Genomic DNA, 12,481 nt, shown 5'->3' with positions numbered 1-12,481 from the left:
AAGCAGTGGTCCCCCTCTTCTTATCCAAGAAGAGGAGCCAGGATAGTGCTAGTCACTACCTTATTCTCCATTTTGCTTTACGCTTTGCGAAGCGATCTATGATTCCATTTGAAAAGTGGAGCCCTTTCAAGGTTCCGGGGCGGTGAGGGCCAGTTCCGGTGCGTTTGACAGGATTTGTTGCCGGATGAAATCCCGTAATTCTGCGCGTATGTTGCTTCGGCTAGCCTCCAGTTCTTTTTCTTTGGCTGGTTGGAAGATGTCTTTATAGCGGCATTTGGTGATTTTGTATTTGGGTTTATCCAGGTTGCCTGTGACGTCTATACCCAGTTTGAAAGGAACGGGTGATTTGAGGACGGATACATGATAGTCGAAATTCATATCCAGTTTATGTGTGCCTCCTACGGCCACCCGGTAACGATCGATTTCTATCAGGAAGGGGTAGATATCTATTTTATTGTCTTTGATGGCCAGGTCGACAGAGATACTGTCAATCCGGTTTTTCTCTTTGTTCTTGAACATAAGGGTTTTGGATATCTCCGTGAAAGTCTCCCCATCGAGTAAGACCATATCTTTTCCATGTACATAACAACCGGCATGAAGGGAAGGCAGGATAATGGAAGAGGTAGAGTCGATGTCACAGGTCGCAGCCATCTGGCAATCCACCACCCCTTCGAAAGAGCGTAACATTGGCAATAGGCTGTCGATGGCGGGGTATAAATGGATCAGTTTTTCTACCAATATATTATGCATACTCATGTCAAAGCCCACCTGTGCTTGTTTTTTTTGGGAAGAGGAATAGAACATACTGATGTTTCCATTGCCTATGTTCGATTGCATATCAAGTCGGCGCAGGTTGATATTTTGGTTACGCAGCACAATTTCTCCGGTCACATTCTCCATATTCAGTTCTTTGTAATCGATTTTCCGGGCGTTTATATCCAAAGCCATATCGAGAAAAGCAGGCACAACAAAAAGCAATTCTGTCGTATCCGTTTGCATCGTCATGGAATCTTGTAAAACGTTGTTTTCTATTTCTTCCAGTTGTTTTTCCTCTTTTCCGGATTCCGGTTGGGATAGTTGGCTTTCAGCATATAACATACCTTTATTTATGGCTTGCATCAACTGATTACAGTCGATATAATCGGAGGAGAGGGAGAATTTACCCTGCAGTTTGCCTCCCCGAAGGAGGGCACGGCGTATGCTGTTGATTTCTCCGTTTAGTTTGAAGCAGCTTTTGCCGGCGTGGAAGAGGGCATCGGAGAATTGGATGTTGTTTGTATCGAATTTCACTTTTGTTTTTTCCATATGCATAGGCAGGGGAAACATCCGGCTGAACAGGCGCATCTGATTGAAACTTACACTTCCCCGTACCTCCCAGTTTTTTAAGAGCTCACCCGAAGGAGTTGCTGTATCGTTTGTATTTGTTCTGTTCGTTCTTCCGGCTGCACGTATTTGTCTGCCGGTGGTGTCTCTTCGGGCCAAAACGCGGGTACTGTCTGGCTGACGAGATTGGAAGCGTTGGCGGATGGCATCTCTGTAAGGCAACGCTTCGATACTGAAGGAGCTGTTGGCGAACATAGCTCCCATGTGTGAAGGCATATCGAAGTAGCGCAAGGAGTCGACGGTTATGCCGGCCAGGAGTTGGGGGATCTGTTTATCTGATTCCGACGGTTTGATACCTCCACGTAGATAGGTGTTCTTCGCTACCACCCATACGGAGTCGGGTAAGCGGGTTCTGATGCTTTCGATCTGTATATGGGAAGTGATGGGCATGACGGCAGTCGTATCGATCGTCGGTGATGTTTTAGCTGTCAGGTGCAGCCGGGTCAGGTTGGTGTTGATTTCTTCTTTGTATCTGATCTGCATACTGTCGACCGTAAATAGAGCCTTCATCAAATCATTGCCCGCGATATAGGAACTTGTTGTTTGGCTTGAGTCGACAGCAAAGTGCATATGAGAGACAAACATATCCAGGTCGTAAGGCAGGCTTCGAGCGATAAGGGTATCGATATCCAGGTTGCCTTTTATCTTTACGTTATTGTAGCGACCATCCATCAGGTCTGTTAATAGGAAAGAAGTCTCCAGGTCTGTATCAATCAGGCCTTGCAGGGAAAGAGTATCCGGGTTAAGAAATTCCTCGGCCAAGCAGGTAAAGTCGATTTGTCCTTTTACTGAGGCATGTACGGCGGGGGATAGAAGTAGATTGTTAGCCTCCCCCCGTATGGACAGGGATGTATTCAATCCTTCCAGGATCAATTTTTCCAGCTTTATGGAAGACAATGCCGGTTCCATTCCGTCGATATGCAGATCCATATCCAGTTCCAGATTGTCTATGCCTTGTTTGACGTCTTTGAGGAAAAAAGAACCTTTTTCTACTTGGCAACAGGCATTTACTGTAGGAATGGCATTTTCTCCCAGTTCACCCATGATGTTGACATCCAATGTGACAGCTCCGTTTGTTAGGATATTTTCCCGGTTTTGCAGATAAATATCGGGGATAAAAGACAAAAGGTCATTCATATCTGATGCCTTCAGTCCCATCTCGATGTTGATACCGATCATTTTGCTATCGGGCAGGTTGGTTACCGAGCCGTCGGCGGTAAAGGGTAGATTGTTTATCTTCATTTCGGCCCCGTATAATGTCACAGTATGAAAATGATCGGTTAATTCGATGTTGCTTTTGAGGTGCAGGGCCAGGGAGTTCTTTAAGGTATAGTCCGGGCTTTGGAACAGGATAGAGGACGATCCTGTTTCGATGGCTAATGTATTTCCTCCGTCAATCAAGGAGCCGGCCGATTGCAGGAAGAATCCTTCTATCTCTGCATACATATTGGCTTGCCGGTCGTCGTAGATGAAATGCCCTTCTATTATACGCACTTTCTGCAGGTCGATCGTCGGTAGAGAAATAGAGGAGTCGGAAGTGTCGGAAGGCTCTGTCTCATCGTTGTATATATCCCAGTTGGCCTTTCCGTCTTCCCTTATATATCCATAAAAATACGGATTATTTATACATACTTCCCCGATGGTTATTTTCTTTTCCCACAGATAATCTAAGGGATGAAGAACGAGGGTCGTCTGGCTGAAATGCAAGAGAGAATCAATCGGCTGGTTGTCGGCGACCGAATCTTTGGGGTTGTCTTTCATGGCATGGGAGAGGAGATTCCCGTTCGTTATGCGAAGTCCTAAATGGGGATAAGTCGACAGGAATGTCAGTTCTATTTTCTCACATGCGAGTTGTCCGTCAATGCGTTTATTCACCTCATTGACTACGAGCGGGGTTAATTTATGGGAAGGAAGTATGCCCCAGTTTATTATGCAGAATGCAATAAGTGGCAATACAAAAACGATTGTACAAAATGAGGCAAGTAGAATGAATAGAGTTTTCTTTTTGTTTTTCATGTGCACGCAAATAAAAAGGAACCAGGCAAAGGTAGGAAAAAGAAATCTGATGAAATAAAAAAAGGGCTGTCCATTTTTTCTTTTGGACAGCCCTTTGAGAAATGAGATAAGCGAAATATATATTTGCTTAGAACTTGAAATAATTCTTTGCGTTATTATAACTGATATCTTCGACCATTTGTCCCAGGAAGGGTAATTCAGAGGCCGGTAATTCTCCATTTTCCACATCTGTACCAATCAGGTTACATAAGGTGCGACGGAAATATTCATGACGCGGGTAAGAAAGGAAGCTGCGTGAGTCGGTCAACATACCCACAAACCGACTGAGCAATCCTAAAGAGGAGAGGGCATTCATTTGTTTTTCCATGCCATCCTTCTGGTCGAGGAACCACCAGCCGGAGCCGAATTGTATTTTTCCGGGTAGGGTACCATCCTGGAAGTTGCCGATCATGGTGGCAATCATCTCATTGGCACAAGGGTTCAGGTTGTATATGATTGTTTTGGTCAGTTTGTCGTTTTGATCCAGGCGATCCAGGTATTTAGACAATGCAGCGGCAGTGGTGTATTCTCCGATAGAGTCGCAGCCGATGTCCGGTCCTAATTTTTTGAATAGGCGGGTACTGTTATTGCGAAGTGCCCCGTAATGGAATTGTTGTGTCCAGCCTTTTTCCCAATTCATCTCCCCAAAAGCGACCAATAAGGCCGATTTAAACTTACGTATTTCTTCCCGGGTAAGATGGATGCCTCCATAGACTTTGTTAAAGATCGTGTTTATCTCTGTTTCTGTGTAGTCTTCTGCATAGAACTCTTCTACTCCATGATCCGAAAGCCGGCAGCCATGATCGGCAAAGAAGTCATGCCGTTTTTTTAAGGCTTCCAGTAATTGGGGATAAGAAGCGATAGAGATACCGCTCACTTCGGATAAACGATTGACATAGGCGATGTAAGTTTCCGGATTCTCTACGGCCATGGCTTTGTCCGGGCGCCAGGTCGGATACATCTTGATTTCGAAGCCGCTCTCCAGGGTCTGTTTATGCCATTGCAAAGAGTCGATCGGATCGTCGGTGGTACAGACTGCTTCTACGTTGTAATGCCGCATCAGACCACGGGCAGAAAACTCGGGAGATTGCAGTTTCTCATTACATTCGTCAAATATTTCCCGGGCAGTAGAAGGATTTAAAAGCTTGGTGATACCAAATCCTGTGCGTAATTCGAGGTGCGTCCAGTGATAAAGAGGGTTGCGCATGGTGTAAGGAACGGTCTCTGCCCATTTCTCAAATTTTTCCCAATCGGTGGCATCTCCGGTGCAATACCGTTCGTCTATCCCGTTTGTGCGCATACCGCGCCATTTATAATGATCACCTCCCAGCCAAAGTTCGGTGATGGAACGGAAGCGATGATCGGTAGCAACTAATTTGGGATCTAAGTGACAATGATAATCGATAATAGGCATTTTTGCCGCATGCTTGTGATAAAGATCCTGTGCTGTTTTTGTTTGCAATAGGAAATTGGAATCCATAAATGCTTTCATATGTTGTTTTTTTATTGATAATGCGTATTCAGGTAGGCAAAATAGGCAAAAAAAAGCGGAAGAAACAAGCATTGTTTTACTTTTTTGTGTGCGAACACATGGGGCGGTAACAAAATTTATTACATTTGTGCAAATGTTCATCCGCGGGGTGGGTATAGATAAGTGGAATCATTTAATAAAATAAGATAGAAAAACATGGAAAACTTATTTAGTGTAGAAGGAAAAGTGATCGTAATTACCGGAGGAGCCGGTATTTTAGGAAAAGGTATTGCCGGTTATCTGGCAGGGCAAGGAGCAAAGATTGCTATCCTTGACCGGGATGCAGCAGCCGGAGAGAAATTAGTCGGAGAAATCAATGCTCAGGGAGGGGAGGCCGTCTTTTTTGCGTCGGATGTATTAAGTAAAGAAGTATTGGAGCAAAACCGGGCGGATATTGTGGCCAAATATGGAAAGGTAGATGTTTTGTTGAATGCTGCCGGAGGAAATATGGCAGGTGCAACTATTCCACCGGATAAAACAATTCTGGATCTGGAGATTGATGCTTTCCGTAAGGTGGTAGACTTGAACTTATTTGGAACTGTATTACCAACGATGACCTTTATTCCCGAATTGGCTAAACAAGAAAAAGGATGTATCGTGAATTTTGCCTCTATCTCCTCCTTGCGTCCGTTGACACGTGTGGTAGGGTATGGTTGTGCCAAAGCGGCCATCGCCAATTTCACCAAATACCTGGCAGCAGAATTGGCACAAAAATTCGGATCCAGTCTGCGCGTGAATGCGATTGTGCCCGGTTTCTTTATCACACAACAGAATGAATCTTTATTATTGAATCCGGACGGATCTTATACCGATCGTTCCAAGTCGATATTAACCCATACTCCATTCAATCGTTTTGGTGAACCGGATGAATTGTTTGGAACCATTCAGTATCTGATCAGTGACGCCTCTAAATTTGTTACCGGCACGTTGGCTATCGTAGATGGCGGGTTCGATGCTTATACGATCTAAATAATTATAAATTATAAAATTGTCAATTATAACAGAGAAGGGAAAAGGATGACCTTCTAATTGACGATTACCGTTTACCGATTAGTAATAAACAATTAATAATGAACGAAATGTATTTATGTGAACAATCATGGCGCTGGTACGGGCCGAACGATCCCGTCAGTTTAGCCGATATACGTCAGGCTGGGGCTACAGGTATTGTAACTGCATTGCATCATATACCTAATGGCGAGGTTTGGACCAAAGAAGAGATCCTGAAACGGATAAAAACGGTAGAAGATGCCGGTTTGAAATGGGTGGCAGTAGAAAGTGTACCTGTGCATGAACATATCAAAACGCAGACGGGTGATTTTCAGAAATATATAGATAATTACAAAGAGAGTGTCCGCAACTTAGGTGCTTGTGGCGTCGAAGTAGTGACATACAACTTTATGCCGGTATTGGACTGGACCCGTACCGATCTATTGTATGAAATGCCGGATGGTTCCAAGGCGCTTCGTTTTGAGAGGGCGGCATTTATAGCCTTTGATCTTTTCATACTGAAACGTCCCGGAGCGGAGGCAGCCTATACGGAAGCGGAAAAAGCAAAAGCCAAAGCGCGCTTTGAGGGAATGAATGCGGCAGAACGGGAGTTGTTGACCCGTAATATCATTGCCGGTTTACCCGGTTCGGAAGAGAGTTTTACGGTACAGCAATTTCAGGAAGCATTGGATCGTTACAAAGATATCGATGCGGAGAAACTGCGTGCGAACCTGATCTATTTCCTGAGAGAGATCACGCCTGTTGCTGATGAGGCGGGAGTGAAGATGGTGATCCATCCGGATGACCCTCCGTATTCGATCCTGGGCTTGCCGCGTATTCTCAGTACGGAAGAAGATTTCCGCAAAATAGTGGAAGCCGTGCCGAATGAGAGCAATGGTCTTTGTCTTTGCACCGGCTCTTATGGTGTCCGCAGGGATAATGACCTGGCCGGCATGATAAGCCGTTGGGGCGAACGTATTTACTTTGTTCATTTCCGTAGTACCCAGGGAGATGCAGAAGGTAATTTCTATGAAGCCAATCATTTGGAGGGCGATGTAGATATGTATGGAGTCATGAAAGCCTTACTTGAAGTGGAGCAGAAGTTACAACGTCGTATCATTATGCGTCCGGATCATGGACACCTGATGATCGATGATTTGCATAAAAAAACGAATCCGGGATATTCTTGTATCGGACGTCTTCGCGGATTAGCCGAATTAAGAGGTTTAGAGATGGGTATCGCTAAATCTATGAAATAATACATATCTTTGTACCCGAATAAAAACGGAGACATAAAGACACTGAAGTTTTGATTATTATCTGTGTTTTTGTGTCTCCGTCTTGAAAATTACATAAAAGAAACATGGAAAAAAGAATTGTTACTTTTGGAGAGATCATGTTACGTCTGGCTACTCCGGACTATCTCCGATTCAATCAGACGGATAAACTGAATGCCACCTTTGGCGGTGGAGAGGCCAATGTAGCTGTATCGCTTGCCAATTATGGTTTAAAGGCTGAATTTGTAACTCGTTTACCCAAGAACGATATCGCACGAGCTTGTGTGATGGACTTGCGTAAATATGGAGTAGGAACCGATCATATTGTATATGGAGGGGACCGTTTAGGTATTTATTTCCTAGAGACAGGGGCTGTAGCCCGTGCCAGTAAGGTCGTATATGACCGGGCGCACTCTTCTATTGCAGATATTCAGCCGGGAATGATTGATTGGGAAGAAGTATTGAAAGGGGTGACCTGGTTTCATTGGACAGGTATTACTCCGGCCATTTCCCAGGGAGCAGCCGATGTTTGTCTGGAAGCTTTGCAGGCGGCAAACAAACTGGGTGTGACTGTTAGTTGTGACTTGAATTTCCGTAAGAACTTATGGAAATATGGAAAGACAGCGTCTGAAGTGATGCCTGCTTTGGTAGCCTGTTGTGATGTGGTCTTAGGCAATGAAGAAGATTGTGAAATGGTCTTTGGCATTAAACCGGAAGGATTTGATGTGACAGCCACTCATGGTGAAGTGAATGCAGCTGAGTTTGAGTCGGTTTGTGTACAGATGCAAAAACGTTTCCCCCGTGCGAAGAAGGTGATTATCACTTTGCGTGGTGCCGTGAATGCCAACCATAATACCTGGGGAGGTGTTTTGTATGCCGATGGTAAGCTTTATCAATCCCGTCGTTATGATATCACACATATTGTGGATCGTGTAGGAGGGGGTGACTCTTTCATGGGGGGACTTATCTATGGATTGATTTCTTATCCTTCTGATGACCAGAAGGCGTTGGAATTTGCCGTTGCTGCCTCTTGCCTGAAACATACGATTTATGGGGATTATAACCAGGTGACTGTTGATGAGGTTGAAAAACTAATGGGAGGGGATGGCTCCGGCCGTGTTTCCCGCTAATAGATCATAATAATTTACAATTTAGAATTAGAATAAAGTGGCTAAATTCAATAAACTACAAACGCTGGAAGCAATGCGTTCAACAGGTATGGTACCTGTGTTTTATCATGCCGATATAACGGTTGCTCAAAATGTGTTGAAGGCCTGTTATGCTGGTGGTGTACGGGTTTTCGAATTTACTAACCGGGGTGATTTTGCTCAGGAGGTATTTGCTGAACTTGTAAAGTTCGCTGCCAAAGAATGTCCGGAAATGATTCTGGGGATAGGCTCCATTGTGGATCCGGCTACGGCAGCTATCTATTTGCAGATAGGGGCAAACTTTGTGGTAGGTCCTCTGTTTAATCCGGAGATCGCAAAGGTGTGTAACCGTCGTTTGATTCCTTATATACCGGGCTGTGGTTCGGTCAGTGAGATTGGTTATGCTCAGGAAGTAGGATGCGATGTGTGCAAAGTATTCCCGGCAGGCAATGTGGGAGGTCCTTCTTTTGTGAAAAATGTAAAGGCTCCTATGCCTTGGTCTATGCTTATGGTAACCGGCGGTGTGGAACCGACAAAAGAAAATCTGAGTGCCTGGGTAAAAGCAGGAGTTTCTTGTGTGGGCATGGGGTCGAATCTTTTCCCAGCCCAGGTTATTGCAGCGAAAGAGTGGGATAAAATATCTGCACTTTGTAAAGAGTCTTTGGATATTATCCGGGAAGTACGCTGATTATTCTATGATCACATATGCCCGGTAACGTGTTTCCGGGTAGACAGGACAAAGCGGGAAGTATCCTTTGAGGAGCTTTCCGCTTTTCCATTTTAAGGGGTATTCCTTTTGCATGGCTTCATGAAGGGCGTAGGCTTCTTTCTCGTGTGTTATTTGAAAATAGCCGGTAGCCTCCGAAGCAACGAAACGTTCGAATATCCGCAAAGCAACCATACCCATTGTGTAGCGCATATTGATTTCCACACAGGGGTGGATGGTTACCTCTCCTCTTTCGTTGGTATATACCATCATGTCCACTCCGAGATATCCCGTGTAAATGCCTCCGTAGACTTCTTTTAAAACACGACTGACTACAGTTTGTACTTCCCGGTAGGATTCTTCTCCTATCCATTCGGTTATTTTTTTTTGCATCTTCTCCTGGGGCTCCAGGCGGTTGCCCGAATAGAATCGTTTTCCGGCTGTTTCAAACAGGGAAAGGCCTTCAAAGCTCGTCTCTCCTGATTCTTTTATATAAAACTCCATGGCGAAGTCGAGTTTTTTCTCTAAGCCTTGTTCGATGCTTATGTTTTCTTGTTTTCGGATAGCTCCGGTCACCCATTCGGCATCTTTTTCCTGTAACTCTGGATCCTCTATCCATAGGAGTCCACGTCCGGAGGAGGAGTAAAGCATTTTGAACATAAAAGGAGGGAGGTGGTGCTTCATATACAATTGCACTTCGCTCATGGAAGAACAGAAGGTGGGGGTTGTGGGAAGGGATACTCCGGGTAATTGTTCACGTATTTTATCCAGGCATATAGCTGCAGTCTTTCGATTTATTAAAGTGGTGTATGCCTCTTTCCAAGTCGGTATATGAATCTTTTCACAGGTTTGCTGCACTTCTTCGAATGCGTGTATGCTTTGGGGCGATAATCCCCAGGGGCAGGCTTCCATCAGGGGAAACGAAGAGGTTGTTAGTTCGTGAGGGTTTACCTGAGTAGCTAGTGCCGGAAAATCAGAAGGTAAAGCAGTAAAAGAGTCTATTGGAACAGGTTCTTTTACCCAGACAAAATCATGGGGAGCTGCATACCAGACAGGCAATAGGGCCAATTCTTCACGCATTCTTTGTATGTTTCCCGGTGCCGTATAGTTTACAGAGCCGATCCATACCCCCATTTCATATCCCGGATTAAAAAGATGTAATTTCACTGTTTCTTTATCGTATAAAATGAAAGTTGACAACCAAACGTTTTTACAACGCTTAACTGTCAACTTCCGTTTAGGCTGATCTCTGAGATCAGTATGCAGCCCTATTCCAGATTTTCATCAATCGCATTAATTTTCTTAATCGTCAATTCCATTTCTTCTTTGATCTTTTCGATCTTGCGTTCCATTTCTTTCACGAGACCGCCTCCTCCTTTGGAAGAAATACTGAGGAATCCGATATTGTTTTCGTATGTTTGAAGTTCATTCTTCATTCTATCGTACATACGCATTAGTTTTTCCCGTTCGCCGTACAATTTGCCTTTTCCTTTTTCATCGTTGGCCATGTCGTTCAGGTTGTTGCGGAACGATTGCATTTTACGATCGGTTCTATCGACTTTCAGTCTATCAAATTGTTTGTCTACAGCTTCATGGAATTCTTTGTATATCTTATCCTTTTCTTTGAAAGGCACAAAACCGATACCACTCCATTCGGATATATACGCTTTTAGCTGAGTCAGAGCTTCATCAGCGTCTGTAATCTCCGGCAGTGTATTGATTTTTTCAATCAATTCTTTTTTGGCTGCCAGGTTGGTTTGTTCCACGCTCTTTTGGGATACCACATTTTTATTCTTTTGTTCAAAGAAATAATCACAGGCAGTAATAAAACGTTTCCAAATAGCATCGGAATGCTTGCGTGTGACCGGTCCGACTTTTTTCCACTCTTTTTGGAGAGCAATCATTTTATCCGTAGTCTCTTTCCAGTCTGTATTTTCTTTTAATGCTTCGGCTTGTTCACAAAGAGCTTTCTTTTGTTCAAGGTTCTTTTCCATATCTTCCTTGATCCCTTTGTAGAATTCACTCTTCTTGTTGAAATAAGTATCACAGGCAGCCCGGAAGCGTTCGAATATTTTGACATTGAATTTCTTAGGAGCAAAACCGATTGTTTTCCATTTTTCCTGTAAAGCAATCACTTCTTTGTTTTTTTCTTCCCAGTCTTTAAATGTTTTGATCGTTTCAAAATCGATGGCTTCTATCTGTTCACAAATAGCAGTCTTAGCCTCCAGGTTTTCTTGTTCTCTTTCTTTCAGTTTTTCGAAATGTTCCTGGTGACGTTTGTTGATTGTTGTGGAAGCATTTTTAAAACGTGTCCACAGGTCTTCACGCAATTCTTTGGCCACCGGTCCTATTTCGCGCCATTGTTGATGCAGCTTTTGTAATTGATGGAATGCGGAGATAACATCCGTTTCTTCTTCTAATTTCTCAACTGTTTCACAAAGGGCTGTTTTCAATTCCAGATTTTTCTTAAAGTCGTAATCTCTGAACTGATTATTTATCTTGATGATATCATAGAACTTTTCGCTGTAGACCTGATAGCTTTTCCACAGATCATTGGCATGTTCTTGTGGAATCAGTTTGATCTCTTTCCAACGTTGTTGGATATCTTTGAATTCGTTGTATAATTTATTGAAATCTTCCTGGCTTTCCGTCAAGGCTTTCAATTGATCGATCAATTGAAGTTTGAGTGTGTAATTCGCTTCTTTTACCTTTTCCTCTTCAGCATGTATCGCGGCACGCTTTTCTTTATAAGAAGCGAGTAATTCTTTGAATCTAACCTCTGTTTCATCGTCCGGAGCTTTAAAATCAGCTTCTATTCCACCCTCTTCGAGGAAGATCTTTTTGAGTTCTTCCACTTCATTGCGGCGAAGTTTGTAATATGCTTGTTTTAATGATTCCACCTCGCCTCGTGCAGGTTCTGTCGCTGCGACTACCCACTCTGCTAATTTGACGATGATTTCTTCTTTGGTTAGTTTATCTGTGGCCGAGGACCCTTCTTGCTTTTCGTTTGCCGTTTCTTCAGCTACTGTTTCTGCAGGAGTAGACTCTTCCGGTTGTTCTTCAACAGCAGGTTCAGAAACAGATGCTTCCGGTTGTTCGCTTGGTTTAATTACTTCCAATGGTTCTTCTGTAGCGGGAGCTTCTTCCGTTACTACTTCAGCAACCATCTCTTCAGGTTTTGCCTGGTTTACTACGTTACTTTCTGTTGTACTACTTTCCGTCGTTTCCATCGGAGCCTTAGCATCTTCCAATTTGTTCGTTTCTTCCGGCAAATTGGTTTCAAGAGTGTCCTTCATATTCAATCACATTTAAGAAAAGGAAATCACTTTCCAAATAATTAGGTCACAAATTAAAGTAAATATTTTTGGATTACAGCATTTGAATACAATTA

General features: G+C 43.7%; 8 protein-coding genes. 4 read left to right on the top strand and 4 right to left on the bottom strand.

Going from position 1 to position 12,481, the window contains the following annotated elements:
* Positions 1-126 precede the first annotated feature (126 nt).
* Both D0T51_RS09145 and uxaC read right to left on the bottom strand, forming a co-directional pair.
* Entirely contained in the window at positions 127-3,399 is a 3,273-nt protein-coding gene (locus D0T51_RS09145) for an AsmA-like C-terminal region-containing protein (RefSeq protein ID WP_163728286.1), read from the bottom strand.
* Positions 3,400-3,526: 127 nt separating this feature from the next.
* The gene (gene uxaC / locus D0T51_RS09140; RefSeq protein WP_163728283.1) at positions 3,527-4,930 is read right to left on the bottom strand and encodes a glucuronate isomerase; all 1,404 of its coding nucleotides are present in this window, start codon (positions 4,928-4,930) and stop codon (positions 3,527-3,529) included.
* A 195-nt stretch (positions 4,931-5,125) separates the two neighbouring features.
* Between uxaC and D0T51_RS09135 the strand changes: the two genes are divergently transcribed.
* From D0T51_RS09135 to D0T51_RS09120, 4 genes are all read left to right on the top strand, one after another.
* On the top strand, positions 5,126-5,938 hold the full coding sequence (locus tag D0T51_RS09135; protein WP_163728278.1) for an SDR family oxidoreductase: 813 nt from the start codon (positions 5,126-5,128) through the stop codon (positions 5,936-5,938).
* Positions 5,939-6,048: 110 nt separating this feature from the next.
* Positions 6,049-7,218: a mannonate dehydratase gene (uxuA, locus tag D0T51_RS09130; RefSeq protein WP_163728291.1), complete on the top strand. Its 1,170-nt coding sequence runs from the start codon at positions 6,049-6,051 to the stop codon at positions 7,216-7,218.
* A 104-nt stretch (positions 7,219-7,322) separates the two neighbouring features.
* Complete coding sequence (locus D0T51_RS09125) at positions 7,323-8,366, top strand: sugar kinase (protein ID WP_163728277.1); 1,044 nt, start codon at positions 7,323-7,325, stop codon at positions 8,364-8,366.
* Between the two features lie 37 nt (positions 8,367-8,403).
* Positions 8,404-9,072, top strand: coding sequence for a bifunctional 4-hydroxy-2-oxoglutarate aldolase/2-dehydro-3-deoxy-phosphogluconate aldolase (locus D0T51_RS09120; RefSeq protein ID WP_163728274.1), 669 nt, complete (start codon positions 8,404-8,406; stop codon positions 9,070-9,072).
* On the opposite strand, the gene D0T51_RS09115 is transcribed toward D0T51_RS09120, so the two are convergent.
* Both D0T51_RS09115 and D0T51_RS09110 read right to left on the bottom strand, forming a co-directional pair.
* Positions 9,073-10,257 (bottom strand): hypothetical protein, encoded by a 1,185-nt coding sequence (locus tag D0T51_RS09115; protein WP_163728271.1) that lies wholly within the window; start codon positions 10,255-10,257, stop codon positions 9,073-9,075.
* 101 nt (positions 10,258-10,358) lie between these two features.
* Positions 10,359-12,386, bottom strand: a complete 2,028-nt coding sequence (locus tag D0T51_RS09110; protein ID WP_163728268.1) for a DUF349 domain-containing protein — start codon at positions 12,384-12,386, stop codon at positions 10,359-10,361.
* Positions 12,387-12,481 lie beyond the last annotated feature (95 nt).

This window comes from Parabacteroides sp. 52 (assembly GCF_010500925.1).
In the GTDB taxonomy this organism is placed as follows: domain Bacteria; phylum Bacteroidota; class Bacteroidia; order Bacteroidales; family Tannerellaceae; genus QVMG01.
The sequence above is the reverse complement of the archived record's forward strand: the minus strand, read 5'-3'. Positions and strand labels throughout refer to the sequence as shown.